The organism is Pseudonocardia sp. NPDC049154, assembly GCF_040648315.1.
In the GTDB taxonomy this organism is placed as follows: domain Bacteria; phylum Actinomycetota; class Actinomycetes; order Mycobacteriales; family Pseudonocardiaceae; genus Pseudonocardia.
Window position 1 is genome coordinate 111093 of record NZ_JBEZDN010000005.1, and the last position, 26875, is coordinate 137967.

Here is a 26875-nt window from a genome sequence, read left to right on the forward strand (position 1 = left end):
AGCGGTTGGGTCGTGGTCGAACTCGACGGGTTCGGGGAATCGTGAGCCCGTCGAGTTCTTGTCCTGCCTCAGTCGACTCGTTGATGTCAGCGCGACCTCTTTGCGGACTGTCAGGCTAGGCGGCCCCTCCAGAGCGACGTGGCTAGCTGCACGACGATGTCAGAGCTCCGAGCCGAGAGCCCCCGAGACGACCAAGGGACTGCCCAGGATCCGGTTGACTCCTGGCCTGTGAGGACGTGGTCCTCGCTGGAAGGATCGACATCGTGCCCAAGCCGTTCCCGATGGAGTTCCGCCGCGACGTGATCGCTGTCGCCCGTCAGGGCGGCCAGTCCATTGCCGCGGTCGCGCGGAACTTCGGGATCTCGGAGTCCTGCTTGTCACGCTGGTTGAAGATCGCCGACCGCGAGGACGGCATCGCCCCGGACACACCCGCCGCGCCGGCCAGGGCGGGCGAGGGCGACCTGGAGGCGGAGAACCGCGAGCTGCGCAAACGCGCGAAGCAGCTCGAGCAGGAGAACGAGATCCTGCGCCGGGCCACTGCCTACTTCGCCCGTGACGTGCTCCCACAATGATGTACCCGCTGGTCCTCGACCTCGCCGACGACGGGATCCCTGTCGCGGTGACCTGCCGGGTGCTGGGCTTTAGCAAGCAGGCCTTCTACAAGTGGCGGGCCAAGCCCGTCTGCGACCGTGACTACGACGACGCTCACCTGGTCAATGCTGCGGTCGACGTCCACCACGACGACCCCGAGTTCGGCTACCGCTTCATCACCGACGAACTTGCTCAGCAGGGCTGGACGGCCTCGCGCAATCGCGTGAACCGGCTCTGCACACTGCAGAAGCTGTGGTCGGTCCACGCCCGTCGACAAGGCTCCCACCGCCGCCCGGGCCCGCCGGTGTACGACGACTCGTGGGCCGCGAGTTCACCGCCGCGGCGCCGAACCGGTTGTGGTTCACCGACATCACCGAGCACCCCACCGCGCAGGGAGCTTTACCTCTGCGCGGTCAAGGACGCCTGCTCCAAGCGGATCGTGGGCTACTCCATCGACGCCCGCATGACCTCGCAGCTGGCCGTGGACGCGCTGCGCAACGCCATCGCGCTTCGCGCCCCGGACGCGACTGCGATCGTGCACTCCGACAGAGGCAGCCAGTTCCGCTCCCACGCCTACCAGCAGGTTCTGCGTGAAGCGCAGCTCCAAGGATCGATGGGTCGGGTCGGGACCTGCGCGGACAACGCCGCGATGGAGTCGTTCCTCAGCCTGCTGCAGAAGAACGTGCTCAACCGCCGCCGCTGGCGCACCCGCGCCGAGCTCCGCCTGGCGATCGTGTCCTGGATCGAGACCACCTACCACCGCCGACGACGCCAAGACACCCTCGGCAGGCTCACCCCAGTCGAGTTCGAGATACTCGCCTCGGCCGCTCACGCGGCGTGAACGCCTACCCGACTCGGGTCAACCAAAGTCTGGGCAGACCCATGCGTCAGGACTCGAGTACGGCGGCTTCCCGGACCCCGAGCCCGAACCGGGCTTCACGGTTGTGCGGCTGGCAACGGCGGCCCTCAACTGGCACGACGTGCTCGTCCGGCAGGGCAGGTACCGCTCGCCCTTGACGCACGTGCCCGGCGCCGACGGCGCGGGCATCCGGGCCGACGACGGGAGCGAGGTCCTCGTCCTCCCGTCGTTGTGGTGGGCTCTGATGAGCGGTCCCCGGGCCCGCGAGGAGATCCTCGGGGATCACCGGCCGGGGACCTACGCCGAGTACGTCCGGGTACCGGACGAATGCGTCGTGCCCAAGCCCGCGGGCTTGAGCTGGGCCCAGGCGGCGGCGCTGCCGCTCGTCGGGTTGACGACCTACCGCGCCCTCTTCACCCGGGCACGGCTGGAGCCGGGCCAGTCGTTACTGGTCCTCGGCGCGGGCGGCGACGTCGCCACCATGGCCGTGATCCTCGCGTCCGCGATCGGGGCCAGCGTTCACGTGACCTCCTCCAGCACGGCCAAGATCGACGCCGGCGTCGGGCTCGGCGCCGCGGGCGGGGTGAGTTACCGCGACGCGGACTGGCCCGCCGCGGCCCGCGCCCTCTCCCCGGGGAAGGCCGGCTTCGACGTCGTCCTCGACTCCGTCGGTTCCTAGGCTTCCGTGTTCGAGGCGGTGCGGCCCGGCGGACGGGTCGTGGTCCTGGGATCCGTCTCCGCCGAACGCCCGGATCTGGACGTGCGACGGTTCTACTTTGGCCAGTACGACCTGCTCGGCACCACGATGGGCAGCCCTGCCGACTTCACGGGGCTGGTCGACCTGATCGAGCGACAGGGGATCGCGCCGCCGCCGATCGCAGGCGTCTTCTCTTTGTCCGAGACGGCGGACGCGCACCGTTACCTGGAGTCCGGCGCGGGCCCCGGCAAGGTCGTGCTGGACATCGGATCGTGACCTTTGCGGCAGGTCGAGCCGAGCGCGGTGAGGCGCGAGGGCGTAGGAGGCGGACCGAGTCAACTCGAGGGCAAGGGGCTGTCGACCTTGCCACCCGTGATCACCCCGCACGGCAGGCCGGAGGAGCTGTTCGACCTCGAACCCATGCGGGCAGGCCGAGGACGGGCGTCCGGCGCCAGGTGCCTCCGGGGTCTGGCTGTGCGACGGGCCCGGCCGTCCCGATGGGCGGACGGCGGTGGGAGCCCTGTCCGTCCTCCTCGACGACGTCTGGGGCAGGCCGTGCTGACCTGCATGCCCTCGGGCCACTGGACGGTGACCACCGAGCTGGGCATGAGCTTCCCCGTCCCGCTTCCCGCCACGGGCCGGGTGTCGGCCAAGGCGCACGTGGTGCACAGCGACCACACCAGGGGGCGCCGCCGAGGGACGGGCCGTGCACGAGGACGGGCGCGTCGTCGCCACTTCGACGGTCTGGGCGCAGGTGGTGGGTAGCCACCCGGAAGCCTGCGCGGCCGCCGTCGCTGGGGACGCGCGCCGGGTCGGCGGGCTCGCGGCCGCGCTGGCAGTGCGTGAGACGACGGGCGGTGGCTGCCGCGATCTATGCGGCCGTGGTCGTCGTTCCGAGGCTCGAGCGCTATGTGGGCAGGCTCGCCGACGCCTGGCGGCGGGTCCGTCTCGGTGACCACGCTGCCCTCGGCGACCCTGAGAAGGATGCCTACTTCGACGGCTTGACAGTGTCGTGCGCGTCACGCCAGTCTGTGGTCATCGTTATCAGCGACATCCTCCCCGTCGCGACTTCAGTGGAAAGGGGTGAGGGATGAAGCCGGCACCTTTCGAGCACTGGGGCCCGACCTCCGTCGACGAAGCGGTGAAGATCCTCTCGGGACTCGACGACCCGGGCGAGGCGAAGGTCATGGCGGGCGGCCAGAGCCTGATGCCGCTGCTGAACCTGCGGCTGAGCCAGCCGCAGCACGTGATCGACCTGAATGCCGTGACGGGCATCTCGGAGATCCGCCTCGACGGCGCGTTCCTCACAGTCGGGGCCATGTGCCGGCAGCGGGTGGCCGAGCGCTCCGACCGGGTCGCGACCGCCGTGCCGCTCGTGGTCGACGCCCTCGGTCAGGTCGGACACCCGGCGATCCGCAATCGCGGCACCGTGGGCGGCAGCATCGCCCACGCCGACCCGGCCGCCGAGCTCCCCACCGTCGCCCTCTGCCTCGACGCCGAGTTGGTCGCGCAGGGGCCCGCGGGGGAGCGCACGATCGCCGCTGCGGACTTCTTCGACGGCTTCCTCTCCACAGCCCTCACCGAGGAGGAGATCCTCACCGCGGTCCGCTTCCCCGTCGACGGACCGGGATGCGGCTCGGCGTTCGCCGAGGTGGCCCGCCGGCACGGGGACTTCGCCATGGCCGGCGTGGCCGTGCACCTCAGCCTCGCCGGAGACACGATCGAGCAGGTCCGGATCGCCGTCTCCGGTGTCGGACTCACCCCGGTGCGCGCCCCGGATGCCGAGGCCGCGCTGCGGGGTGCCACCCCGGGGGAGGAGGCGTTCGCCGCAGCGGCGGCGGCCACCTCGGCAGGCCTGAACCCGGCGTCGGACCTCCATGCGTCCGGCGCCTACCGCAAGCACGTCGCCGGCGTCCTGGTCCGGCGCGCTCTGGCCACGGCGACCGAACGTGCCACCGAGTCCGCGAGGAGGAACCCGTGAGCGAGCGGGAGATCACGGTGACGGTCAACGGCGCCGTCCGGAAGGCGACGGTCGAGCCTCGCCGCACCCTGGCGGACTTCCTACGCCACGACCTCGGCCTCACCGCCACCCACCTGGGCTGCGAGCACGGGGTCTGCGGGGCGTGCACGGTCCTGCTCGACGGCGAGACCGTCCGCTCGTGCCTCGCTCTGGCCGTGCACGCCGACGGTCACGAGGTCACCACCGTGGAAGGCGTCGCGCCACCGGGAGAGATGCATCCGGTGCAGGCGGCGTTGTGGGAGAGCGGCGCGTTCCAGTGCGGGTTCTGCACGCCCGGGTTCGTCATGGCGATCTACGGCATGGAACAGGAGCGCACGGCCGGCCTTCCGTGCCCGCGCTCGCGCGCGGAGATCCGCGAGGAGCTGTCCGGCAACATCTGCCGCTGCTCGGGCTACCAGAAGATCATCGACGGTGCCGAGGCTGTTCTCGCGGGGGAGGAGCGATGAGCTCGAGCGTGGTCGGCGGGATCGTCGGGGCGGCGGTCAAGCGTCGCGAGGACGTCCGCATCCTCACCGGCACCGGCCGGTACATCGACGACGCCGGCGACCGCTCCACCCTGACCGCCCACTTCGTCCGCAGTACCGTGCCGCACGGGCGCATCGCGGAGCTGAACGTCGACGCAGCCCGCGAGCTCGAGGGCGTGGTCGCAGTGATCACCGGCCCGGACATGGCCGCGTTCACCAACCCGCTCGTCCTGGGTGCCCCGATCCCGGGCCTCAACAGCCCGACCTACCCGGCGATGGCGGTGGACATCGTGCGGTACGTCGGCGAGCCGATCGCGCTGGTCGTCGCCTCGGACCGCTACGTCGCCGAGGACGCTGCCGGCCTGATCGAGGTCGACTACGACCTGCTGGATCCGGTCGTGAGCAGCACGGACGCCCTCGCCGAGGGGGCGCCGCAGCTGTTCGAGGAGGTCCCCGGCAACGTCGTGTACTCCGGCGGGTTCGAGGAGGGGGACGTCGACAAGGCGTTCGCCGAGGCGGACCACGTCCTGACCGACCGCATCGACCAGCACCGCTGGGGCTGCGCGCCCATGGAGGGCCGCGGCGGCGTGGCCACCTTCGACCGCTCGACCGGGCAGCTGACCTACGAGGCCTCCACCCAGACGTCGCACCTGCTGCGGCTGCTGGTCTCGGGCTTCATCAACCAGCCGATCCACCTCATGCGGGTCGTGACCAGCGACATCGGCGGCAGCTTCGGGCTGAAGTTCTCGATCTACCGGGAGGACGTGGCGCTCTGCGCCGCCGCCAAGCACCTGGGCGCCTCGCTGAAGTGGGTCGAGGACCGCAACGAGAACCTGACGGCGGGCGGGGCGGCCCGGGACGAGACCGTGACGATCGAGGCCGCGGTGAAGGCGGACGGCACGATCCTCGGGATCAAGGCCGACATGGTCATGAACTCCGGTGCCTACCCGATCATGCCGCCGGCCCCGGTGGTCACGAACATCGCAGGCTACATGCTGCCCGGTCCGTACCGGGTGCCCGCCTACCGGTTCAGCGCAAAGGTCACGGCGACGAACAAGGCGTCGTACATCTCCTTGCGCGGCCCGTGGGCGGTGGAGACGCTGGTCCGCGAGCGGATGATGGACCTGATCGCGGCAAAGGTCGGGCTCACGCCCGTGGAGGTGCGGCAGCGCAACCTGGTGCCCGTTTCGGAGCAGCCGGTGATCAGTGGCGGCGGCTTCACGATGGAGGGCGTCACCGCGGCGGAGACCTTCGAGAAGCTCGTGTCGATGATCGACTTCGACGCGTTCAGGGCCGAGCAGAAGGCGGCCCTCGCGGAGGGCAGGCTGCTCGGGCTCGGGGTCGGCACGTTCTACGAGCCCGCGCCGGGCACGCCGGAGTTCTGGGGCAGGATCGGCTTCCCGTTCGGCGCCGAGCCGGTGCGGCTGCGGATCGAGCCGGACGGCCACGTCACGGCGTTCACCACCCAGATCCCGCACGGCCAGGGGCACGAGACCACGCTCGCGCAGGTCGTGGCCGAGGAGATGGGGGTGGCCTTCGACGACGTCCGGATCGTCTTCGGGGACACGGACGCCACCGTCTTCACCATGATCGGCACCGGCGGCTCGAAGGCCGGGATGATGGCCACCGGCGGCGCGATGGTCGCCGCCCGCGAGGTCAAGGCGCGGGTGCTGGAAATCGCCGCGGCGATGCTGGAGGCCAACCCGGACGACCTGCAGATCGAGGACTCGGTGATCTCGGTCAAGGGCGCGCCGGCCTCGAAGGTGGCGCTCGCCGAGTTGGCCATGGGCTGCTACATGGCGCCGGCGATGATGCCGCAGGGCGTGGACCTCAACCTGGAGGCCACCGCGGTCTACGACGGTGAGAACGGCGGCTGGGGGCAAGGCAGCCACGCCTGCTGGGTCGAGATCGACCAGGAGACGGGCAAGATCACCATCCCGCGCTACCTCGTCGTGGAGGACTGCGGGAAGATCATCAATCCGTCCGTCGTCGACGGCCAGGTGATCGGCGGGGTGGCGATGGGCCTCGGCGGGATGTTGCTGGAGCACTCCGCCTACGGCGAGGACGGGCAGTACCTTGCCGGCACGTTCATGGACTACCTCATGCCCAGCGCCCCCGAGGTGCCGGAGATCGAGATCGTCCACATGGAGTTGGAGACGCCGACGATGGTGGGCTCGCGCGGGGTCGGCGAGGGCGGCACCGTGCTCGCCCCGGCCGCCCTGCTCAACGCCGTCGACGACGCCTTCGCCCAGGTCGGCGGCAGGCGGATCACCGCGACGCCGCTCACCCCGACGCGGGTACTGGAAGCCCTGGGCGTGATCGACGGCTGAGGCACGGGCCTCGAGTTCTCCGACGGCGACGGGACCCGCCCGTACTGAGCCCGCATGCGGGTCGGCATCCAGGGCGGGCAAGCCGGTGCGGGTGCGGGCGGGCGCTTTCGGCGCCCGGAGGTGTGGTCCCGCGCGGCGGTCAGGCGCGGAACACCGTGACCGGGTCCGCGTAGCGGGTGCCGGGGACGTCCCGCAGCCGTTCGGCGTTGGCCCGGACCACCGGCAGCGCGGCGGCGAGCGCCGTGCGCTCGGCGGGTCCGGCACCGAGGTCGGCCTGGTCCAGCATCGCCAGTGCCCCGGCGGACGGCGCCGGCAGCGTGCTGCCCGCCGCGGGCGCGGCCGGGCCGTCCACGGGGGCGGCTGTGGGTTCGGGGCGGGCCAGGTGCCAGGTCGTGCGTTCCTGGTAGGCCATCCCGACCCGCAGGACGGCCTCGTCCCCGAAAGCGGGGCCCACGACCTGCATCGCCAACGGCAGGCCTGCCGTGGAGAAGCCGATCGGGACGGTCAGCGCCGGGTTCCCTAGCGCGTTCCAGTACGCGGTGAGGTAGGCCAGGTCGGCCCCGGCGAACAGAGAGCCGACGTAGTCCCCGGCGGCCTCGAGCGGCGGTGCCGCGGCCGCGACGGTGGGGGTGACCAGGACGTCGACCTCGAGGAGCAGGCGTCCGAGGGCCTCCTGGCCCGCCCGGCGCACCCGTTGGGCCTGCACGTAGTCGGCTGCGGAGGCGAAGGCGGCCATACCGAGTCCGGCGCGGGTCGAGGCGAAGTAGTCCTCCCACCGGTCCCGCAGGTCCGGGGCGTGGTAGGCCGCGGCCTCGGCCAGGATCGAGACGGCGGCCGCCGCGGTGACCTCGCCGTAGAGTGGCAGCGCGACGGGAACGACCGTCGCACCCCGCTCGCGGAGGGTGTCGAGCGCGGCGTCGAGGAGCGCATCGAGCCCGGGGTCACGGGCCGTGCCGGACACGGCGTGCAGCGGGTCGTAGCCGACGCGCAGGCCCGCCAGGTCGCCCGGGACCGCGGGCGGCGCGACGGGCGGGCCGTCGACCGAGGCGGGATCGGCCGCCGCCCGCCCGGCGAGGACGGCGAGCAGCCGCGCGCAGTCCTCCGCGCTGCGGGCCATCGGTCCCACGCAGTCCAGGGTGTACCCGAGCGGGACCACCCCGGACTTGGGTACCCGGCCGTACGTGGGCTTGAGCCCGGTGATCCCGCAAAGCGCGGCCGGCATTCGCACGCTGGCCCCGGTGTCCGTGCCCAGGGCGCCCAGGAACATCCCTGCGGGGACCCCGGCTCCGGAGCCAGAGCTGGACCCACCCGCCCACCGCGTCGCGTCCCACGGGTTGCGCGGCAGCGGGAAGGGCTTGGTCGGGTCGGGGCTGCCGAGCGCGAACTCCATGGTCGTGGTCTTGCCGACGACGACGGCGCCTGCGGCGCGCAGCCGCGCGGCCACGGCGGCGTCTCCGGCTCCCCACGCGCGGTCGAGGACGAGGCTCTGGCCCGTCGTCTCGCCGTCCTCGGTCGCGATGATGTCCTTGATCCCGACCGGGACGCCGAGCAGCGGTAGGTCGGTCCCGCCCGACCGGGCCTCGTCGGCGGCCTTCGCCGCCGCCCGGGCGCGTTCGGGGAAGCGGGAGACGAAGACGCCGAGGGTCGCGTCGTCGCGGTCGGCCGCTGCGAGGGCGGCCTCGGTCAGCTCGACGCTCGAGGTCGTGCCGGCGGCGAGGGCGCGCAGCGCATCGGAGAGGGTGTGGGGGCCGTCGCTGGTCATGGCGGAAGAGTCGGGACGGCGAGTTGCGGAACGACATCCGCCCGGCTACGCGGTGGATGCGCGGCCCCGCGCGCCGGCATCGTGCCGCCGACCAGCGGCGATTCGGCGGGCGCGCGAAGATCCGCGGGTCCGCGCGGGTCAGGCGCGGTCCCTGCGCTGGCGGGAGTGCAGGGTCATCCGCCGTCCCGCCGAGCGGATCACCGCGACGTTGAAGGTCTCGCCCGCGCCGTCCCGCAGCAGCTGTTCCATGATCATGATCGGCTCGCCGGGGCGGAGGGTCAGGAGCTCGGCGTCGAACGCGTCCGCCAGGCCCGCCTCGAAGAGGATCTCGGTGTCCTCGACCACCAGGCCGGCATCGGCGAGCCTGACGTACCAGTCGGTACGAAACGGAGTGTCCCGCACCGCAGCAGCCTCCGGCATCCGGACGTAGTCGGTGGCGACGACGACCGGTTCGTCCCCCACTACCCCGACGTAGTCCACACAGAGCACCTGATCGCCGGGCTCGCGGCCGAGCAGCGCGGCGAGTCCCGCGGGGGCGGGCACGACGGCCTCCTCGAGGACGTGCGAGCGGATCGCCCCGCTAAGCAGGCTCGACGGCGTGGGCGGCTCCACCCCGTGGTACTCGCGCAACGACATCAGGGCGGGCAGGTCCAGCGTCACGGTGCCGCGGCCCTGCAACCGCGCGACCAGGCCCTCGTCCCGGAGGAGCCGCAGCGCGTCCCGGACGGTGGTGCGGGAGGCCCCGTAGGCCGCCATGAGCTCGCTCTCGGCGGGCAGTCTCCGGCCGGCGGTGCCCGCCCGGACCATCCCCGCGCGCAGCAGGTCCCGCAGCCGGCGGACGCCGTGCGCCGTGCGTTCTCGGGGCGCGCGCCGACCCCAGGCCAGGCGTTCGTGCCCGCGGCCCGCCGGTGTCCCGTCCATCGCGCCTCCGTCGGAGAGTCTAGATCTGGGCCGGTCGACGTCGGGCACATCGTGTGACGAAAGCAGCGACGATGACAGGGAATGTGTCCAAGGAGCGAGGAGTGGGTCGGCGCGTGGGCGACGGTGTAGCGGGTGTGGGCCTCGTACCGCGGATCGTGACGATCCCGTCGGGGCGGCCCGAGACGATGTTCGGCCTGGGCCTGATCCGGGCGACACGCGGGCGAGCCGAGATCCGATGACGACCGGCCCGTGACTGGCGGGCCCCGGCGGGCAGCCGTCCGCGACCGGGCTCGGCCTGCTGCCGGACGGCGCGCTCGGGCAGGCGATCCTCAACCACCGCGAGCCCGATCGCTGGTCGGCCACCACGGAGCCGGCGCTGGACATCGCGGTGCGGCTGCCGACTGATGGTCGGGAGCTGCTTGCCACGGCCGAGCCGGTCCTGCTCGACGACGGGGGCGGCCTCGCCCGCCGCCAGGTCTCGACGCCGCCGGGCACGTGCTCGCCCTGGGCACCACCTGGGCGCGGTACCTGCCCGGAGTGCCCCCGCCGTGCTGGATCCGCCGCCCCCGCCCAGCGACGTGCTCCGGGGTCGGACCTCGGGGAGCTGCTCGGTGTCGAGGCGGTCGCCGACCTGGTGGTGCCGGCCCGCCCCGACCTGGCCAACCCGGCGGGCGTGATGCACGGCGGCATCCTCGCCACGCCGGTGATGATGGTGGGGGAACGGGAGTGGGCGGGCTCGGACCTGGTCCTCGCCGCGGTCACGGTGCGCTACCTGCGGCCGGCCGTCGGGGAGCTGCGCTTCCGGACCGCCGTCAACCACGTCGGCCGGTCCCTCGTCCTCGTCCGGGTGGAGGAGCGCAACGCTTCGGACAGTCCTGGTGGAGGAGCGCAACGCTTCGGACACGGTCTGCGTCGCGGCGACGGTCAGCGGCCGCACGGCCACCCCGGCCTCGCCGCGGTAGCACGGCGGCCGGGTTGGGTGGTTCGGTCCGTCCCGGGTGGAGCGAGCGACCGTCGTGTCGGAGGGTGGGACCATGAACACCGAGGACACCCTGGCGATCCATGCCCTGCTCGCCGACTACGGCCACGTGGTCGACGACCACGACTGGGGGCGGGTCGACGAGGTCTTCGCCCCGAACTTCGTGTTCGACCGCACTGCGACGGGCCGGCCGGACGTGCACGGCCCGGCGGGCGTGGTTGCGGAGTTCAAGGGGCAACATGTACGCGTACCTCACCCCGAACACCACGCTTGACGAGGTCGACCCGGACACGGTGCGCGCCCACAGCAAGTTCGTGGCGTTCCCGAACGAGGGCCTGTCGGTCACGGGGGACTACCGCGACGAGATCGTCCGCATCCCGGCGGGATGGCGGCTGCGGCACCGGCGGGTCGAGATCCGGGCCCGCCGGTGCCGCAAGTTCTTCGACTGATGGGCGACCTGATCGAGGCAGGCGGCGGAGCCGCGCGGGGCCCGCTCCCCGCACCTGGCGGGGCCCGCGGGCGCGGCGTCGCTCAGTGGGCCTTGCTCAGCCCGACCCCGAGCTGCTCGGCGATGCCGACCGCGTCCCAGTAGGCGAGCTCCCGCACGATCCGGCCCTGCTCGTCAAACACGTTCACCGAGACCCCGCGGGTCTGGATCCGCTTGCCGTTCGTCGGCACACCGAGGAAGGAGGCGCAGTGCTCGGCGGTCCAGGTCCAGTGCGTGACCCCGCTGCGCTCGTCGCCGATGTACTCGTCCGCGACGAAGACGTGGATCCCGATGCCGTTGTCCGGGTCGGTGTTGGCGTAGGTCGCGAACGTTGCGGCGATGTCCTCCCGCCGGGTGCTGCGCTGGCCGAGCACGGGGTCCTCGTGCACCACCGGCCCCTCGGGTGCCCAGTGCGCCAGGACGTATTCCGGTCCCTTCGCGAAGGACTCGATGTACTCCGACGCCCATTCCTTGTTCATCTGATCTCCCTTGATCGGTGTCGTGCGCGGTCGGTGCGGCCGGTCAGCCGCGGGGGTCCTGGTCGGGCAACTGGCCCGCGGTGATCCCGCCGTCGACGACGAGGTCGGTGCCGGTGACCCAGCCCGCGGCGTCCGAGGCGAGATAGAGGTAGGCCTCGGCGACGTCGCCGGGGGAGCCGAAGCGGCGCAGCGCCGACTGGTTCGCCATCGAGTCGTGAAAGGCCTTCGGATCCTCCTGGAGGTCGATGAACTCCTGGAAGCCGGGAGTGAGGATGTAGCCGGGGGACACGCAGTTGACCCGGATGCCGAACCGGCCGCCCTCGATGGCCATGACCCGGGTGGCGGTCGCGATGCCCGCCTTGGACGCGCCGTACCCGGCGAGCCCGTACATCGCCATCCGCCCGGTGATGGACGAGGCGTTGAGGATGACTCCGCCGCCCGCCTCGGTGAACACCGGCCAGACCGCCCGTGAGGTCACGAACACCGAGCGCAGGTTCAGTGTGAGCATCCGGTCCCACTGCGGCACCGTCATCTCCGACACGAACGTCGGGTCCCCGTGTCCGGCGTTGTTGACCAGCACGTCGAGGCGGCCCCAGGTCGAGAGCACCTGCGTCACCGCGGTGCCGACGGCCTCCTCGTCGGTAACGTCGACGGTCAGTGGCAGCGCCTTCCCGCCGTCCGCCTCGATCACCGCGGCGATGCCCTTCGCCGCCTCGGCGTCGAGCTCGAAGAGGGCCACTCGCGCGCCCTCCGCGGCGAACCGGCGCGCCGTCTCCCAGCCGATCCCGGCCCCGGCCCCGGTGACCACGACGACCTTGCCGGTGAACCGGGTCGCCGTGGGTTGCGGTGCGGAAACGGTCATTGAGATCCACTCCTTCGTAGGCCGACCGAGCGCTCGCTCGGGTGCACTGTTGCAATTCTTCGCAGCGTGTGTCAAGTTGTGCACCGGCGGCTCGCGGCGGGACCGGCGAGGACCGTCCCGTCCACCAGTCAGAAGCGTCCCGCCAGCGACTTTCCGACCAGACGCGAAGGAGCACGACGTCGTGAACCGTTATCTCGAGGCGTTCCGGGATTGTCTGCAAGTGATCGCCGATGCCAGTGAGACGGAGAAGGACCCGCATCGACGAGCGATTCTCGACAATTTCCTGCGGCACGCGGGGCTCGAATTCAGCGGGCAGGACGAGAAGATCCTGACCCCGGAGATGACCGTGGACCAGCCGATCTACCACGTGAAGTGGGGCCCGAGCCTGGCCACGTACGAGGGCATGGACGCGGTGCAGGGCTACTACAACGCGGTCAACGAGGTCGTCTCGACCTTCCAGGACCACACCTGCTGGGTGAACGACTGGGGCATCGCGTCGTACTCGAAGTTCGTCAGGTTCACGACCGGGAAGGTGCTCGCCGGCGAGGGCGCGGACCTGCCCGCGGACGACCGGACCTACGCGCAGCTGCTTCCGATGGCGATGTTCTGGAAGTACGACGAGAACGCAAAGCTCATCGGCGAGGACGTCTTCATGCTCACCGATCCCTCGTACGAGGAGATCGGCGAGGGCGAGATGTTCGAGGTCGCCGAGCTGCACGCCGTCGCGCGGTCGTTCCTGCGGGACTGAGCTCCCGCGGGTTGCGCGGGTCCGAGCTGCGGCCGGGTGCGGCCGCGAGGAGAGGTGTGGGTGTGGCGAGGTCCGTCGCCGATCAGCAGGAGGACGCCGAGGACGTCGGCGCCCGGCTCGAGCGGTTCGTCCGGGACCGGGTCGGGGGAGCCGGTCACGTCCGGCTCACCGGCCTGACCCGGACGTCCGGCGGGCTGTCCCGGGAGAACTGGGTGTTCCGTGCCGCGTGGACGGACGCGAAGGGCACGCACGACCAGCCGCTGATCATGCGGCGGGACCCGGCGGGCAGCCTGCTCGACACCGACCGCCGCGAGGAGTTCGCGGTCCTGCGGGCGCTGGAGGCCACCGACGTGGCCGCCCCGCGCGCGTTCTGGCTGGACGAGGACGGCTCGGTACTGGGCAGCCCGTCGCTGGTGATGGAGCGGGTCGAGGGGGAGTGCGACTGGTTCGTGCTCAACTCGGCGCGGCCCGAACCGGTGCGGCTGGGCTTCGCACGCGGCTTCCTCGAGATGCTCGTGCGGATCCAGCAGGTCGACTGGCGGGTCCTCGGGCTCGACGCCGTGCTGAAGGACCCTGGTCCGGACGCGGCGGCGTCCGAGCTCGACCGCTGGGAGGGCGAGCTGCGCCGGGTCGCGCTGGAGCCGGTCCCGGAGCTGGAGGTCGTGCTGCGCTGGCTGCGCGAGCGGGCCCGGCCCGCCACCCGGATCGTGCTCGTGCACGGGGACTTCAAGCCGGGCAACGCGCTGCTGCTAGGCGACGGCATCTCGGCCATGTTGGACTGGGAGACCGCCCACCTGGGGGACCCGCTCGAGGACCTCGGGTGGATCACCAACCCCGTGCGGGCCCGGGAGCACCAGATCACGGGGGTCTGGGAGCGCGAGCGGATCGTCGAGGTCTACACGGAGCTGACCGGTCACGCCGTGGACCCCGACGAGCTGACCTGGTGGAACGTCTTCTCCTGCTGGAAGCTGGCCGTGATCGTGCTGACCGGTATGCACGAGTTCGTCGCGGGCCGGTTCGACCGCGTCCACCACAGCCCGACGTGGCTGGTGCGGGCGATGCTGCGGATGATCGAGGAGGGCGCACGGTGAGGCCGACGATCACCGAACAGCTCGAGGGGACCTGCGCGGTCCTGGAACGGGTGGTGGCTCCCGAGGTAGCCGGAACCCCGGCGGCGGAGGTCCTGCGGGGCCTGGTCCGCAACCTGCGAACGCTGGGCGAGAGCTGGACCGCCGACCTGCCGTTCCAGCACTGGGACATCCGGGAGACCGGGGCGCTGCTCGAGCGGCTGAGCGCCGTCGTGCCCGGCCCGCTGGCGCAGCGGATCGCGTCCGTGGGCCTCGACCCGGACCCGATCGACGCCGTCGCGGTGGACACGCGGGCCATCGAGCTGCGCGGGCTGCTCAGCGAGGCCGTGCGGGTGATGGACACCGACACCCCGGAGCACGCGGCCGTCGTCGCCCACCTGACGGAGCGGACCCGCCGCTACCCGCTGCGCATGGTGCCGGACACCCCGAGGTCGGCGGGCTGACGTGCTGACCAGTCTCGACGACACCCTCTGGCATCAGCTCCCGACGACCTTCGACCACGTCGGGACCAGCGATCCCCGGTTCTTCGACCGCTACTGGTTCGCCGGGTACGCCCCGGACGGCTCGGCCGCGGTCCAGGTGACCATGGGCGTCTACCGGAACATGAACGTCCTCGACGGCGGCGCGGTCGTCGTGCACCGGGGTCGGCAGTACAACGTCCGTGTGTCGCGCTCCCTGGGGCATGAGGTCGACACGGTCTGCGGACCGCTGCGGGTCCGCCCGACCGTGCCCCTGCAGGAGTTCCGGATCACGATCGATCCGGGGGAGCACGGTGTCTCCGGTGAGCTGACGTGGTGCGGGCTGCTCCCGGCCGCCGAGGAGCGCCCGCACTTCGCCCGCCGCCGCGGCCGCGTCACCGAGGACTATCGGCGCTTCGACCAGATCGGCACGCTGCGCGGCACGCTGAGCGTGGGCGACGAGCGGATCGACGTCGCCGAGTGGTGGTCCTGTCGGGACCACTCCTGGGGCGTGCGCCCGCGGATGGGGATCAAGGAGCCGGTCACCGGGCCGAAGGAGGACCTGGGGAAGCGCGGCTTCGCCATGGCCTTCCTGTTCTTCGCCACCGACGCCGCGGCCGGGCACGTGCTGTTCGAGCGCCGGGGCGAGGACCCGGGCTACCTGACCGGCGACCTCGCGCCGCGCGACGGCACAGCGGACGTGCAGTCGGTCTCCGGCACCGAGCTGGAGGTGGCGCTGCACGAGGGCACCCGCCGGTTCAGCGACTGCACGCTGGACGCCACCCTGGAGGACGGCAGCGCGGTCACCTTCCGCTGTGCCGCCCTCGGTCCCGCGATCGCGATGCAGGGCCTCGGCTACTCGGGCGGCTACGCCGACCGCGGCGGGCTCGGCGTCTGGCGGGGCGAGGAGGTCCTGGAGCACGACGTCTGGGACGTCTCGCACCCGTCGGTGATCGAGTACCCGGACGGGCGCACCGACGAGCACTGGCACCGGATCCAGCCGGTCGCGGTGGAGCTGGAGCGCGCGGGTTCGGTGAGCCGCGGGCAGGGGAGCATGACGTTGATCCTCAGTGGACGGCTGCCGTGGCTGGGCCTGACGTGAGCGCCGACGTGGGTGCCGAGGAGCTCCCGCTCGCCGGGATCCGCGTGCTGGAGCTCGCCCAGATGGTCGCCGGGCCGTCGGCGGGCCTGCTGCTCGCGGACTACGGAGCGGACGTGATCAAGGTCGAGCCCCCGCAGGGGGACGGCGGCAGGCAGCTGCGCTCCCTCGCCGCGGCCGGCCTGCCGGACTCCCCGGTCTTCGTCGGCTACAACCGCGACAAGCAGCTGATCCGGCTGGACCTGCGCAGCGCGGAGGGCCGGGCGAGGGTCCTGGAGCTGGTCGACGAGGCGGACGTGGTGATCGAGGCCGCCCGCCCCGGCGTGATGGAGCGGCTGGGGCTCGGCGCGGCGGAGCTGCTCGCCCGCAACCCGCGGCTGGTCTACGCGTCCGTCTCGGGCTTCGGCCGCGGCCCGGTCGGTCGCACCCGCGGCGGCGTGGACATCGTGGTGCAGGCCGAGAGCGGCATCATCTCGACCACCGGCTACCCGGACCGGCCCGGCACCAAGATCGGGTTCACCGCGGTGGACGCAGCGTGCGGGCACACGTTGTGCCACGGCATTCTGGCGGCGTTGTTCCGCCGCGAGCGCACCGGCCGCGGGGACGTGGTGCGGGTCAGCCTCTACGATGTGGGACTGCACCTGCAGACCGGTCCGCTCACCGAGTACCTGATGACCGGCGTCCAGTCCCCGCGCGCGGGCAACAGCGCACCGCTCACCGCCCCCGCGGACCTGCTCCGCTGCGCGGACGGGGAGATCGTCGTCAGCGCCTACCTGGACCCGCACTGGCGCGCGTTCACCCGGACCCTCGGCGCCCCCGAGCTGGTCGACGACCGGCGCTTCGCCGACGGCGTGCTCCGGGCCCGGCACCGGGCCGAGCTCGTGGAGCTGCTGGAGAAGCGGCTCGCCGCAGGCACCGTGGCGGAGTGGGTCGCCCGCTTGAGCGCGGTGGGTGTGCTGGTCGCCGAGGTGAAGGACTACGCCGGGGTGATCGCGGACCCGCTGGCCGCCGAGAGCGGGTTGCTGCGCCGGGTCGGTCCCGGCCACGGCGTCGCGAGCCCGGTCCGCTTGGAGCGCACGCGGGAGCGGGAGCTGCAGCCACGCCGCGAGCTGCCCGCCGACGATGTCCGGTTCGGCTCGTGAGCGCCGACCTCGCGGCCGCTCTCGACGGACTGACCGGCACGCGGGTGGCCGAGGTCCCGGTCAGCGAGCACGCCGTCCGCACGTGGTGCGCCGCGATCGGCGAGACGGACCCGCGCTACCTGGGGCCCGACCCCGTCGCGCCGCCCGCGATGCTCCAGACCTGGACCATGCCGATCGCCACGCGTGCGCAGCCGACCCTGCACGCCCGCGCGCGGGCCGCCGCCCGCGAGGCCGGGCTGAGCGCGGTCGTCGCGACGGATTACGAGCAGGAGTACCTGCGCCCGATCAGGCCTGGGATGCTCCTGCGCGAGCGGTCGTGGATCGAGGCGGTCTCGCCGCCGAAGGACACCGCGCTCGGGCGCGGCCGGTTCGTCACGATCGGCTTCGAGATGGGGGACGAGACCGGTCTGGTCGGCCGGATGCGCGCCCGGACCCTGTACTTCGATCCCGCCCCCGTGCGCCGCGCGCCCGCCGGGCCACCCGAGCCCGCGCCCGGCGACCCGCTCGTGGTCCCGATGACCCGCACGCTGATCGTGGCGGCCGCGCTCGCGTCGAACGACCACGAGCCGGTGCACCACGACCACGAGGTCGCGCGCGCCCAGGGGCTAGCGGACATCATCGCCTCCATCGTCACCACCGCCGGCCTGGTCCACCGCTGCGCCGGCGCCCTGGTCCCGGACGGGCACTGCACCGCGCTGCGGCTGCGGCTCGCGTTACCGTGCTTCCCGGGCGACGAGCTTGCCCTGCGCGGGAAGGTGCGGCCGGTGGGCACCGGCTGCGGTGTGACGGTGACCGGTGATCACGCCCGCGGCCGCCACGTCGCCGCCGAGGTCACCTACGATCGCGGTCTGTGACAGGAGGCGGCGCCATGGCGGGGAGGGAGACGGGCGTTGCCGTGTCGGACTGGCGGACCTACACCCACGACCGCACCCTGCCGGACGTGCTCGATGCCGCGCTGGACGTCTTCGTCCGCTATGGCTACCACGGCACCACGGTGCGCGCGATCGCTACGAAGGCCGGGCTCTCGGTCCCCGGGCTCTACCACCACTATCGGAGCAAGCAGGAGATCCTCGCCACGTTGCTGCGGACGTCCAACGAGGACGTGATGGCCCGCAGCCGGGCCGCGCTCGCGGACGCCGGGGACGACCCCCGGGAGCGGTTCACCGCCCTGGTCGAGAACATCGTCCTCTACATGACGCACCGCAGGCGGCTTGCGCACGCGGCCCGGGAGATCCACGCCCTCGACGAGCCCTACCGCAGCCAGCACGTCGCCCTGCGGGACGAGCTGGAGCAGATGGTGCTGCGCGAGGTGGAGGCCGCACATGCCTGCGGCCACTTCTCGAGCCCGGATCCCCACGAGGCGACGCGGGCCGTCCTGGTGCTCTGTCAGGGGGTCGCGGACTGGTACACCCCGGGCGGACCGAAGCGGCCGGAGGAGATCGCGGCACAGTACGTCGGCTTCGCGCTCGCGATCGTCGGCGATCGGCGCGCCGACGCCGAACGGTAGACCCCGCCGTCGTACCCAGGTGGGCGTCGTCACTCCCGGCGGCCCCTCGACGCGGAGGATCGAACCCACGGCGACCCGGGTGATCAGGGAGGTCCTCGCTTCGGTCGAGGTGGCCGGGCTCCAGGTCCTCCTCGTGCTCGGCACACACACCCCGATCTCCCCGATGCGAGCACGAACCACCGACGCCGGCGAGTGAGGGGCCGGCCCGACGATCGCCCGGCGGCACAACATCTCCGGGACGGCGACGAGCGGCTTCGGGCATCGGCGAACCGCCGGAACCCGCTGTTCCCCCTCAGGTCGTGGACCAGGACCGGGTCGGCGTGCAGCCGTCGGGTCGAGCTGTCGCCGCCCGGTCCGACGACGGCGGCGCGGGTCCCCGCTTCGACCACCCGCGAGCTCGCAGGCGGCCGCGTGGCCCGGGACGACGCGGGGTCGCAGGGGCTTCCGCTCACCGAATCCATGTATATAGTAATCCTGAGTAGGAGGCGTGATGCAGCAGGCTTATCTGGTGGACGCAGTCCGGTCGCCGATGGGGAAGGGCAAGCCGGGAGGCGCACTCTCGGGAGTGCACGCGGTGGAACTGCTGGCGCAGACGATCGCCGGTCTGTTCCGCCGGACCGGGATCGACCCCGGACGGGTGGACGACGTGGTGACGGGGTGTGTCAGTCAGGCCGGCGAGCAGTCCGGCAACGTCGGCAGGATGGCCTGGCTGGCCGCGGGATTCCCGGAGCACGTCCCGGCCGTCACCGTCGAGCGCAAGTGCGGGTCGAGCCAGCAGGCGATCCACTTCGGGGCCGCGGGCATCGCCTCGGGGCAGTACGACGTCGTGGTCGTGGCCGGCGTCGAGTCGATGAGCAGGGTCCCGATGGGCTGCAACAGACTCGAGGCGGACATCCACGGACCCTCGGTCACCGTGCGGTACGCCCCGGGCCTGGTGTCGCAGGGCGTTGCCGCAGAGCTGGTTGCCGCCCGCTGGAAACTGTCGCGTGAACAGCTCGACGACTACTCGGCCCGGTCGCACCGGCTGGCCGGCGAGGCGGCGGACTCGGGTGCGTTCGATGACGAGATCGTCCCGATCGCGCTGCCGGACGACACCGTCGTCGACCGGGACGAGTCCATCCGACGGGGAACCACCGTCGAGAAGCTCGCCGGCCTGAAGGCGGCGTTCGCCGACCCGCGAGTCGCCGAGCGATTCCCGGAGATCTCCTGGTCGGTCACGGCGGGCAACTCGTCGCAGATCACGGACGGCGCCTCGGCGATCCTCCTGGTCTCCGAGCGAGCAGCGGCCGAGCTCGGCCTCGCCCCTCGCGCACGGTTCGCCGGCTTCGCGGTGTGCGGCGACGATCCGCTGACGATGCTCACCGCCCCGGTCCCGGCCACCCACCGGGTGCTAGACCGGGCCGGTCTGTCGATCGGGGACCTCGACCACTACGAGGTCAACGAGGCGTTCGCGTCCGTGCCGTTGGCCTGGCAGTCCGAGTTCGACGCGGACCCGGACCGGCTCAACCCGCGCGGTGGCGCGATCGCCCTCGGACACCCGCTCGGGGCGTCCGGCGCGCGGCTGACCACCACCATGCTGGGTGCGCTCGAGGCGACCGGTGGGCGGTACGGCCTGCAGACGATGTGTGAAGCGGGCGGAATGGCCAACGCGATGATCCTCGAGCGGCTCTGACGCTCGGGGCACGGGGCCGTCGCCCGCGTCGTCGGGACGCGAGGACGGCCGGTATCCCTTCGAGGAGGCGGGGATTGTGGTGATGGACCGAGGCGACCGCACGGTCGCCGACGGCACGACCCGGACCGGGCTGTCGCTGCGCAAGATCGCAGCGGCGTCGGCCATCGGCAACCTGATCGAGATCTACGACTTCATCCTGTACTCGTTCGTCGCGGCCCTCGTGTTCGGGCCGCTGTTCTTCCCCAACGCGGCGCCGTGGGCGGGAACCCTGTTCGCGATCTCCAGCCAGGCCGTCGCCTTCGTCGTCCGCCCGCTCGGGGCCATTCTGTTCGGCCGGATCGGTGACAAGCTCGGCCGCCGGCGCGGACTGATCCTGACGCTGGGCCTGATGGGTCTGGCCACCGTCCTGCTCGGACTGTTGCCGACGTACGCCACGATCGGTGCGGCGGCGCCGATCCTTCTCGTCACCCTCCGGGTCCTCCAGGGACTTGCCTACGGCGGCGAGTGGGGCGGGGCGATCCTCATCGCCGTGGAGCATGCGCCGGAGCGGCGCAAGATCCTCTTCGGTGCGATCCCCCAGGTGGGCGCCACCCTCGGAGTGGGGCTGGCGGCCGGCTCACTGCTGCTGGTCGGCACCGTCGTGGCACCCGAGACCTTCCAGGCCTGGGGCTGGCGGATCCCCTTCCTCGTCGGCGCGGTGCTGATCGTGATCGGCATCGTGATCCGCACGCGCATCGAGGAGACGCCCGAGTTCGTCGAGGCCATGAGGCGCTCGGAGAGCAGCACGGTGCCCCGCGCGAGCGTCGGGGTGACGTTGCGGGAGGGCAGCAAGGCCATCGTCGCCATGATCCTCAACTGGCAGGCCGCCGCGATCGCGGTGCTGACCTTCGCGACCGGCCTGCTGGCCTTCGTACCCCGCCACGTGGAAGGGCTCACGGCCTCCGACGTCGAGATCGGCATGCTCATCGCCACGGTGGTGGTCGTGCCCGTGACGATCGCCTCGGCCTGGCTCGGCGCCCGCATCGGCAAGGAGCGGGTGCTGCTGATCTGCGGCATCTTCACCGTCGTCTGGGCCTTCCCGGGCTATGCGCTCGTGTCGGCGGGGTCGCAGGTCCTGCTGTGGATCGGCATGACGGTCGGCTTGGTCAACTACGGGCTCACCAACGGCGTCATCGGCGCGACGATGAGCGAGCACTTCCCGGTCCGGCTGCGGTACTTCGGGCTCTCGTTCGCCTTCGCGATCGCCAGCGTGATCGGCGGCGCGCTGTTGCCGATCCCGGCGCTGGCGTGGGCCGAGGACCTCGGCGGCTCGACGCTGCCGCTGGCCCTGATCTTCCTGCTGGGCGGCGTGCTCACCATCGCGGGGTCGTTGTGGACCATGCGACTGCCGAAGTTCCGCGGCGCGGCGGACTCCTTCGCGGAGGCCACCCAGCCGGATACCGAGAGGACGGGCCGATGAACGCAGGCGACAATGCCGTCGACCGGGCCGGGCAGCTGCTGCCCGACGCCCCGTGGCTGAGGGCGCTCGGGGACAACGCCCCGAAGTTCGCCGAGGGTCTCGCGCGGGTGTCAGACGTCATCGTCACCGACGGCGCTCTGCCCGCCGGGCTGAAAGCCTTGTTCGCGGCCGCGATCTGCGCGGTCAAGCGGGACGAGGGGCTCCTCGAGCACTTCCTCACGACGGCTCACAAGGAAGACGTCGGCGCCGACCAGGTGGCGGGCGCCGCGGTCGGGCTGCTGATCTCACGCGGTGTGAGGCCCCACGAGCTGTTCGTCACGGCCGCCGAGCGCGCCTACGGCGGCCCGGTCACCATCGACGCCTCGCCCGGCACGACCGAGGCAGACGTGGCGGGGGCCTACGCCTACTTCCAGAACTACTTCGGCGCCGTCCCGGACTACGTGGAGCTGCTGGGCGAGCGGGCGGGCCGGGCGTTGGAGGGCTACTTCCTGATGCGCGAGGCGGCCCTCGGCGAGACGCCCCTCCCCGCGAGGGACATGGAGCTGCTGCTCTGTGCGGTGAACGCCGCCGAGTACCAGGCCCGGTTCGTCGCGATCCACGCCCGCGGCGCCCGCCGGGCGGGCGCCACCGAGGAGCAGCTCGTCGAGGCGACCCTGACGGCGATGCCGTTCGCCGGGGTCGCGTCGTGGCTGCCCGCCGCCCAGGGAGTCATCGACTCGAGGGACGTCGCCGGTCCCTGACCGGCCGTCCCGAGCAGATCCGGAACGACAGGCCGCCCGCACGGGCGTGCCACGGAGAGGACAAGCGTGGACATCGCAGGGATTTCGGCCCTGGTGACGGGTGGAGCGTCCGGGCTCGGGCTCGCCACCGCACACCGACTGGCCAAGGCGGGGGCCAAGGTCGTACTGCTCGACCTGGAATCGTCACGCGGCGCCGAGGCGGCCGCCGAGCTGGGCGGCGACGCCCGCTTCGTGTCCGGTGACGTGCGCACCGAGGAGGGCGTGGCGCCGGCGCTCGACGCGGCCGAGGAGCTCGGGCCGTTGCGCGCCGTCGTGCACTGCGCGGGCCGCGGGCACGCGATGCGCGTCCTGCAGAAGGACGGCACACCTGGTTCGCTGGAGGACTACGCGTCGATCATCGACCTCAACCTGATCGGGTCGTTCAACGTCCTGCGGCTCGCGGCGGCCCGGATCGCGGCCACCGAGCCGGTCGACGGCGAGCGCGGCGCGATCGTGCTGACCGCTTCGGTGGCAGCGTGGGAGGGCCAGATCGGGCAGATCCCCTACGCCTCGTCCAAGGCGGGTGTCGTCGGGATGACGCTGGTCGCCGCGCGGGACCTGGCGACCAAGCAGATCCGGGTGGCGACGATCGCCCCCGGCATCTTCGACACGCCGCTGCTGGGCAGGCTGCCGCAGGAGGTGCGTGACTCCTTGGGCAAGATGGTGCCGCACCCCAGCCGGCTGGGCACCCCGGACGAGTACGGTGCGCTCGCGCTGCACATTCTCGAGAACCCGATGATCAACGGGGAGACGATCCGGCTCGACGGCGGCATCCGGATGGCGCCGCGATGACCGAGCAGCTGACCCGGTCGGCGGACGCGCGCACCCTGCCGCTGCTCGTCGAGCGTGTCGACGGCGTAGCGGTGTTCACCCTGCACCGGCCCGAGCGGCGGAACGCCATCGACCTGGAGACGGCCTGCCTGCTCAGCGCGGCCCTCGACGAGCTCGACGAGTCCAACGACCTGCGGGCCGCCGTGCTCACCGGCTCGCCGACGCTGTTCTCCGCCGGCATGGACCTCAAGGCCTACGCGGCGACAGGGCAGCGGCCGGTCGACGAACACCGCGGGGGCTTCGGAATCGTCGGACGCCCGCCGCGGAAGCCGATCGTCGCCGCGGTCGAGGGTCCCGCCCTCGGCGGCGGCTTCGAGATCGCATTGGCCTGCGACCTCATCGTCGCGGGGGAGGGAGCGACCTTCGGCTTGCCGGAGGTGAAGCGGGGGCTCGTCGCGTCCGGCGGCGGGATGCTGCGGCTGCCCCGGCGGATCCCGCGCAACCTGGCCACGGAGGCTGTGCTGACCGGCCGCCCGCTCACCGCGACGCGGTGCGCGGAGCTGGGGCTGGTCAACCGCGTCGTCCCCGACGGCGGTGCGCGCGCAGCCGCGCAGGCGCTGGCCGCCGAAATCGCGCTGAACGCGCCGCTGGCGGTGCAGGCGTCCAAGGTGGTCATGGCGGAGTCCGCGCTGTGGCCCGAGGACGAGCAGTTCGCCCGGCAGGAACTCCTCATCGAGCCCGTCCGCTCCTCGCAGGACGCCCGAGAGGGCGCCCGGGCGTTCGCGGAGAAGCGTCCTCCGCGCTGGCAGGGTCGCTGACGTCTCGGGACGAGACGGGGGCCGGCGCGTGGCGCCGGCCCCCTTCTCGTTCCGCGGTCAGCCGCGGGCCGTGGTGACCTCCAGCCTGCGGACGGCGGCGAGCCCCGCCGCGTAAGCCATGGTTGCGCCGGGACCGAGCGTCGCGCCCGCGCCCGGGTAGCCGGGGCCCATCGGGTGGGCCCTGGTGACCGCGCCGTGCGAGGTGCCGGGCCGCTCGACACCGCACCCGGTCACCGGGGTGACGCCGAGGGCCGCGCAGGCCCTGAGCAGCGGGGCGACGAGCGCCCGGCCGCGGGCGACCAGGCCCGCGTCCGCGCGGCGGCGCAGCTCCTCGTTCGGGAACCGGGTGAAGATTCGCCACTCCTCGTACTCCCGCATGGTGAACGGGGGCCGTGGGGTCCGGGCGGAGGCTCTCGGCCAGGTCACCGAGCTGCGTGATGTCGTACGGCTCCGGATCCAGTGAACGGCCGCCGGCGTGCGCTCCGTCCCACTCCGGGTGGTGGTCCGGGAAGGTGCGCGGCCATCCGCAGGCCGGCCCGACGCTCCAGGAAGTCCACCATCGCTGGACCCCGGTCGATCAGTGCCAGCAGCACGTCGTCCGCGGTGCGGCCCGCGGTGACCGCCCGCAGGTACCGCAGCGCGTCGTCGCGGTCTTCGGTGACCCCGAGCTCGGACATCCGGAGTTCATCGGCACTCAGAACATGCCGCCGGACACCGCCGACGTCCCGCCCAGGTAGTCCGCCTTCTCGACCACGTCGACGCCGTTCGTGCCCGATCCGTCCAGCGTCCCGCACCACACCCGCATCGTGTCGCCCTCAGTCGATCTCGGCGCAGAGTGTGCTCGCGATGCCGAGCTTGAGGACCTCGGAAGCGCCCTCGTAGACCCGCATCGGTCGGGCCTGTCGGTAGTAGCGCTCGATCGGCGTGTTCGCGATGAGGCCCCAGCGGCCCATCACCTGCACGCAGCGGTCCACGACCCGGGTGGCGGCCTCGGTCGCTGCCACCTTGGCCATGGAGGAGCGGTTGAGCGCGGCCCGCGGGTCCTCCCGCGCGCTCGCGGCGGCCTGGTAGGTCAGCAGGCGGGCCATCTCGACGTCGTTCCAGGAGTCGGCGAGCAGCTGGGCGACCGGGCCGTGCCTGAGCAGCGGGCGGCCGAACTGCTCGCGGGTGCGTGCGTGCCGCGCGGCCTCCTCGAGGGCACCGGTGGCCAGCCCCACCGCGGCCCCCGCGACGGAGACCCGGAACACCGCGAGGGTGGACAGGACCAGCGACATGGCCTTGCCCGGGGCGCCGAGGCGGGCCTCCGCGGGCACCACGACGTCGTCGAACGTCAGGTCGCCGAGCACATGCGGGGCGATCAGTTCGGGGCTGGGCCGGGTGGTGACGCCGGGCGCGTCCGCCGGGACCAACACCAGCGAAAGGCCCGGTCCCTCCGGCAGCTCCTCCTTGACCAGGGTGATGTAGAAGTCGGCGGCGCCGGCGTTGGAGATGAAGGTCTTCTCGCCACGGACGACGAGCGCGCCGTCCTTGTCCGTCACCGTCGTGGCGACGTTCTTCAGGTCCGATCCGGCGTTCTCCTCGGTCAACGCCAGGCCGGCGAGGGTCTCGAGGGAGGCGACCCGCGGCAGCCACTGCCTGCGCTGCTCCTCGGTTCCCCCGCGGGTGATCGCGTAGCTGCCGATGCCCTGCAGGGCGAAAAGCGAGTCGAGGTGGGACGAGGTCTTCATGAGGACCTCCCGCACCAGGCACACGGCCAGTGGGTCCACCGACTCGGACCGCCCTCCGTACGCCGCCGGGACCATGAGTCCGGCGAGTCCGCTCGTCCGCAGCGCCTCTCGCACGCGCGGGTGGACCTGGCTCATCGCGTCGGCCTCGGCGGCCAGGGGAGCGACCGTGGCGGCCAGCGCTCGGGCCTCGTCCTGCAGGGCACGCTCCGCCGGTCCGAGACCGAACCACATCTCCGTGGAGTTCATGAATACTATGTCTATCATCTCGGCGAACCCCCGTCGATGGGCCGCGAGTTCCGGTTCGGGGTGTCAATCCTGAGTACGATGTCCAGGAAATAGCCGGAGCTGCAAGGGGAGACCATGACCGCCGCTCGTAGGGACGTCGCGCCGCGCTCGGTGCCGGTCGGAATGCCGCCGAAGCGGGCGACGGTGATCGCCCAACGGATCGTTCGTGAGATCAAGGAGCGCAACCTCCCGCCCGGTAGTCACCTGCCGCCCGAGCGGGACATGCTCGAGACCTACAACGTCGGGCGCAACACGCTGCGCGAGGCGTTGCGGGTGCTGGAGCTGCAGGGAGTTCTCACCATCCGGCCCGGCCCGGGCGGCGGTCCGGTGATCACCTCCCCGGACTCGCGGCACCTCGCCAGCACGCTGGCGCTGCTCATGCAGTTCGCTGACACGCCCTTCCGGGCCGTGATCGAGACCCGGCAGCTGCTGGAGCCGATCACCGCCCGGCTGTGCGCGGAGCGCGGGGACCGGGGCCTGCTCGCGGACCTGCGGGCTTCGGTGGACCGCATGGGCTCCGACCTGGACGACCGGGAGGCCTTCCTCGACGAGAATCGGCGCTTCCACGACCTCGTGGCCTGGGGCTCGGAGAACCCGCTGTTCGGCTACTGCATCAACTCGCTGCACTGGATCACGGACGGGACCGTGTTGGGCGTGGACTACCCGCGACGGTTCCGCAAGCTCGTCTGGCAGGCGCACGACGAGGTGTGCATCGGCATCGAGTCCGGCGAGGGCGAGAAGGCCGAGGCGGCGATGCGCAAGCACATGGACGACACCCTGAGCTACTTCGAGCGCCACTATCAGCGCCAGATGGACGAGGTGCTGAGCTGGGAGATGTACGGCACCTGACGCGTCCCGTCCTCCGGTCTGG

Annotated in this window: 29 protein-coding genes; 23 read left to right on the forward strand and 6 right to left on the reverse strand. The window is 72.2% G+C overall.

Features of this window, described 5'->3' with window-relative positions; genetic code table 11:
• The first annotated feature begins 263 nt into the window (after positions 1-263).
• From AB0B41_RS05095 to AB0B41_RS05130, 8 genes are all read left to right on the forward strand, one after another.
• Positions 264-572: a transposase gene (locus AB0B41_RS05095; RefSeq protein ID WP_358199098.1), complete on the forward strand. Its 309-nt coding sequence runs from the start codon at positions 264-266 to the stop codon at positions 570-572.
• On the forward strand, positions 569-1432 hold the full coding sequence (locus tag AB0B41_RS05100; RefSeq protein ID WP_358199100.1) for an IS3 family transposase: 864 nt from the start codon (positions 569-571) through the stop codon (positions 1430-1432). The genes AB0B41_RS05095 and AB0B41_RS05100 overlap by 4 nt, the downstream gene beginning before the upstream one ends.
• 181 nt (positions 1433-1613) lie before the next feature.
• Positions 1614-2129, forward strand: coding sequence for a zinc-binding dehydrogenase (locus tag AB0B41_RS05105; RefSeq protein ID WP_358199223.1), 516 nt, complete (start codon positions 1614-1616; stop codon positions 2127-2129).
• 6 nt (positions 2130-2135) lie between these two features.
• Positions 2136-2423, forward strand: a complete 288-nt coding sequence (locus AB0B41_RS05110; RefSeq protein ID WP_358199102.1) for a zinc-binding dehydrogenase — start codon at positions 2136-2138, stop codon at positions 2421-2423.
• 581 nt (positions 2424-3004) lie between these two features.
• A complete protein-coding gene (locus tag AB0B41_RS05115) occupies positions 3005-3241 on the forward strand; it encodes a hypothetical protein (protein ID WP_358199104.1) in 237 nt (78 codons plus the stop codon).
• Positions 3238-4128 carry a xanthine dehydrogenase family protein subunit M gene (locus AB0B41_RS05120; RefSeq protein WP_358199106.1) on the forward strand — a complete coding sequence of 297 codons (891 nt, stop codon included), beginning with the start codon at positions 3238-3240 and terminating at the stop codon, positions 4126-4128. Before AB0B41_RS05115 ends, AB0B41_RS05120 begins: the two co-directional genes overlap by 4 nt.
• Positions 4125-4613 carry a (2Fe-2S)-binding protein gene (locus tag AB0B41_RS05125; protein ID WP_358199109.1) on the forward strand — a complete coding sequence of 163 codons (489 nt, stop codon included), beginning with the start codon at positions 4125-4127 and terminating at the stop codon, positions 4611-4613. Before AB0B41_RS05120 ends, AB0B41_RS05125 begins: the two co-directional genes overlap by 4 nt.
• Entirely contained in the window at positions 4610-6961 is a 2352-nt protein-coding gene (locus AB0B41_RS05130) for a xanthine dehydrogenase family protein molybdopterin-binding subunit (RefSeq protein ID WP_358199111.1), read from the forward strand. Before AB0B41_RS05125 ends, AB0B41_RS05130 begins: the two co-directional genes overlap by 4 nt.
• A gap of 139 nt (positions 6962-7100) precedes the next feature.
• Here the strand turns inward: AB0B41_RS05130 and AB0B41_RS05135 are convergent, their stop codons facing one another.
• Together AB0B41_RS05135 and AB0B41_RS05140 are read right to left on the reverse strand one after the other, a co-directional pair.
• Positions 7101-8723, reverse strand: a complete 1623-nt coding sequence (locus AB0B41_RS05135; protein ID WP_358199113.1) for an amidase — start codon at positions 8721-8723, stop codon at positions 7101-7103.
• Positions 8724-8861: 138 nt separating this feature from the next.
• A complete protein-coding gene (locus AB0B41_RS05140; RefSeq protein ID WP_358199116.1) occupies positions 8862-9644 on the reverse strand; it encodes a GntR family transcriptional regulator in 783 nt (260 codons plus the stop codon).
• Between the two features lie 1034 nt (positions 9645-10678).
• Between AB0B41_RS05140 and AB0B41_RS05145 the strand changes: the two genes are divergently transcribed.
• Together AB0B41_RS05145 and AB0B41_RS05150 are read left to right on the forward strand one after the other, a co-directional pair.
• Complete coding sequence (locus AB0B41_RS05145; protein ID WP_358199118.1) at positions 10679-10897, forward strand: nuclear transport factor 2 family protein; 219 nt, start codon at positions 10679-10681, stop codon at positions 10895-10897.
• Entirely contained in the window at positions 10863-11072 is a 210-nt protein-coding gene (locus AB0B41_RS05150) for a hypothetical protein (RefSeq protein WP_358199120.1), read from the forward strand. Before AB0B41_RS05145 ends, AB0B41_RS05150 begins: the two co-directional genes overlap by 35 nt.
• Before the next feature lie 82 nt (positions 11073-11154).
• On the opposite strand, the gene AB0B41_RS05155 is transcribed toward AB0B41_RS05150, so the two are convergent.
• Together AB0B41_RS05155 and AB0B41_RS05160 are read right to left on the reverse strand one after the other, a co-directional pair.
• A complete protein-coding gene (locus tag AB0B41_RS05155) occupies positions 11155-11589 on the reverse strand; it encodes an ester cyclase (RefSeq protein ID WP_358199122.1) in 435 nt (144 codons plus the stop codon).
• Between the two features lie 43 nt (positions 11590-11632).
• Complete coding sequence (locus tag AB0B41_RS05160; RefSeq protein ID WP_358199124.1) at positions 11633-12451, reverse strand: SDR family NAD(P)-dependent oxidoreductase; 819 nt, start codon at positions 12449-12451, stop codon at positions 11633-11635.
• A gap of 181 nt (positions 12452-12632) precedes the next feature.
• Here AB0B41_RS05160 and AB0B41_RS05165 point away from each other — a divergent pair, with 181 nt between their 5' ends.
• The 12 genes from AB0B41_RS05165 (at position 12633) to AB0B41_RS05220 (ending at position 23992) form a co-directional block, all read left to right on the forward strand.
• A complete protein-coding gene (locus AB0B41_RS05165) occupies positions 12633-13199 on the forward strand; it encodes a hypothetical protein (RefSeq protein WP_358199126.1) in 567 nt (188 codons plus the stop codon).
• Between the two features lie 62 nt (positions 13200-13261).
• Positions 13262-14290, forward strand: coding sequence for a phosphotransferase family protein (locus tag AB0B41_RS05170; RefSeq protein ID WP_358199129.1), 1029 nt, complete (start codon positions 13262-13264; stop codon positions 14288-14290).
• Complete coding sequence (locus AB0B41_RS05175; protein ID WP_358199131.1) at positions 14287-14730, forward strand: hypothetical protein; 444 nt, start codon at positions 14287-14289, stop codon at positions 14728-14730. Before AB0B41_RS05170 ends, AB0B41_RS05175 begins: the two co-directional genes overlap by 4 nt.
• A 1-nt stretch (position 14731) precedes the next feature.
• On the forward strand, positions 14732-15847 hold the full coding sequence (locus AB0B41_RS05180) for a hypothetical protein (protein WP_358199133.1): 1116 nt from the start codon (positions 14732-14734) through the stop codon (positions 15845-15847).
• Positions 15844-16986, forward strand: a complete 1143-nt coding sequence (locus tag AB0B41_RS05185) for a CoA transferase (protein WP_358199135.1) — start codon at positions 15844-15846, stop codon at positions 16984-16986. The genes AB0B41_RS05180 and AB0B41_RS05185 overlap by 4 nt, the downstream gene beginning before the upstream one ends.
• Complete coding sequence (locus tag AB0B41_RS05190) at positions 16983-17840, forward strand: MaoC/PaaZ C-terminal domain-containing protein (protein ID WP_358199137.1); 858 nt, start codon at positions 16983-16985, stop codon at positions 17838-17840. The genes AB0B41_RS05185 and AB0B41_RS05190 overlap by 4 nt, the downstream gene beginning before the upstream one ends.
• A 14-nt stretch (positions 17841-17854) precedes the next feature.
• A complete protein-coding gene (locus tag AB0B41_RS05195) occupies positions 17855-18493 on the forward strand; it encodes a TetR/AcrR family transcriptional regulator (RefSeq protein WP_358199140.1) in 639 nt (212 codons plus the stop codon).
• A 490-nt stretch (positions 18494-18983) separates the two neighbouring features.
• On the forward strand, positions 18984-20165 hold the full coding sequence (locus tag AB0B41_RS05200; RefSeq protein WP_358199142.1) for a thiolase family protein: 1182 nt from the start codon (positions 18984-18986) through the stop codon (positions 20163-20165).
• Positions 20166-20247: 82 nt separating this feature from the next.
• Positions 20248-21624, forward strand: coding sequence for an MFS transporter (locus AB0B41_RS05205; protein WP_358199144.1), 1377 nt, complete (start codon positions 20248-20250; stop codon positions 21622-21624).
• Entirely contained in the window at positions 21621-22364 is a 744-nt protein-coding gene (locus AB0B41_RS05210) for a carboxymuconolactone decarboxylase family protein (protein ID WP_358199147.1), read from the forward strand. Before AB0B41_RS05205 ends, AB0B41_RS05210 begins: the two co-directional genes overlap by 4 nt.
• 66 nt (positions 22365-22430) lie before the next feature.
• Positions 22431-23195 (forward strand): SDR family NAD(P)-dependent oxidoreductase, encoded by a 765-nt coding sequence (locus AB0B41_RS05215; protein ID WP_358199149.1) that lies wholly within the window; start codon positions 22431-22433, stop codon positions 23193-23195.
• Entirely contained in the window at positions 23192-23992 is an 801-nt protein-coding gene (locus AB0B41_RS05220) for a crotonase/enoyl-CoA hydratase family protein (protein WP_358199151.1), read from the forward strand. The genes AB0B41_RS05215 and AB0B41_RS05220 overlap by 4 nt, the downstream gene beginning before the upstream one ends.
• A 57-nt stretch (positions 23993-24049) precedes the next feature.
• On the opposite strand, the gene AB0B41_RS05225 is transcribed toward AB0B41_RS05220, so the two are convergent.
• Complete coding sequence (locus tag AB0B41_RS05225) at positions 24050-24418, reverse strand: hypothetical protein (RefSeq protein WP_358199153.1); 369 nt, start codon at positions 24416-24418, stop codon at positions 24050-24052.
• A 389-nt stretch (positions 24419-24807) separates the two neighbouring features.
• Positions 24808-25965 carry an acyl-CoA dehydrogenase family protein gene (locus AB0B41_RS05230; RefSeq protein WP_358199155.1) on the reverse strand — a complete coding sequence of 386 codons (1158 nt, stop codon included), beginning with the start codon at positions 25963-25965 and terminating at the stop codon, positions 24808-24810.
• Between the two features lie 114 nt (positions 25966-26079).
• Here AB0B41_RS05230 and AB0B41_RS05235 point away from each other — a divergent pair, with 114 nt between their 5' ends.
• Complete coding sequence (locus AB0B41_RS05235) at positions 26080-26853, forward strand: FadR/GntR family transcriptional regulator (RefSeq protein WP_358199157.1); 774 nt, start codon at positions 26080-26082, stop codon at positions 26851-26853.
• Positions 26854-26875 lie beyond the last annotated feature (22 nt).

Coding starts and splice junctions, on each gene's coding strand:
- AB0B41_RS05100 (WP_358199100.1), top strand. CDS start 569: ATGATGTACCCGCTGGTCCTCGACCTCGCCGACGACGGGATCCCTGTC.
- AB0B41_RS05120 (WP_358199106.1), top strand. CDS start 3,238: ATGAAGCCGGCACCTTTCGAGCACTGGGGCCCGACCTCCGTCGACGAA.
- AB0B41_RS05130 (WP_358199111.1), top strand. CDS start 4,610: ATGAGCTCGAGCGTGGTCGGCGGGATCGTCGGGGCGGCGGTCAAGCGT.
- AB0B41_RS05135 (WP_358199113.1), bottom strand. CDS start 8,723: ATGACCAGCGACGGCCCCCACACCCTCTCCGATGCGCTGCGCGCCCTC.
- AB0B41_RS05140 (WP_358199116.1), bottom strand. CDS start 9,644: ATGGACGGGACACCGGCGGGCCGCGGGCACGAACGCCTGGCCTGGGGT.
- AB0B41_RS05145 (WP_358199118.1), top strand. CDS start 10,679: ATGAACACCGAGGACACCCTGGCGATCCATGCCCTGCTCGCCGACTAC.
- AB0B41_RS05150 (WP_358199120.1), top strand. CDS start 10,863: ATGTACGCGTACCTCACCCCGAACACCACGCTTGACGAGGTCGACCCG.
- AB0B41_RS05155 (WP_358199122.1), bottom strand. CDS start 11,589: ATGAACAAGGAATGGGCGTCGGAGTACATCGAGTCCTTCGCGAAGGGA.
- AB0B41_RS05160 (WP_358199124.1), bottom strand. CDS start 12,451: ATGACCGTTTCCGCACCGCAACCCACGGCGACCCGGTTCACCGGCAAG.
- AB0B41_RS05195 (WP_358199140.1), top strand. CDS start 17,855: ATGGCGGGGAGGGAGACGGGCGTTGCCGTGTCGGACTGGCGGACCTAC.
- AB0B41_RS05200 (WP_358199142.1), top strand. CDS start 18,984: ATGCAGCAGGCTTATCTGGTGGACGCAGTCCGGTCGCCGATGGGGAAG.
- AB0B41_RS05205 (WP_358199144.1), top strand. CDS start 20,248: ATGGACCGAGGCGACCGCACGGTCGCCGACGGCACGACCCGGACCGGG.
- AB0B41_RS05210 (WP_358199147.1), top strand. CDS start 21,621: ATGAACGCAGGCGACAATGCCGTCGACCGGGCCGGGCAGCTGCTGCCC.
- AB0B41_RS05220 (WP_358199151.1), top strand. CDS start 23,192: ATGACCGAGCAGCTGACCCGGTCGGCGGACGCGCGCACCCTGCCGCTG.
- AB0B41_RS05230 (WP_358199155.1), bottom strand. CDS start 25,965: ATGAACTCCACGGAGATGTGGTTCGGTCTCGGACCGGCGGAGCGTGCC.
- AB0B41_RS05235 (WP_358199157.1), top strand. CDS start 26,080: ATGACCGCCGCTCGTAGGGACGTCGCGCCGCGCTCGGTGCCGGTCGGA.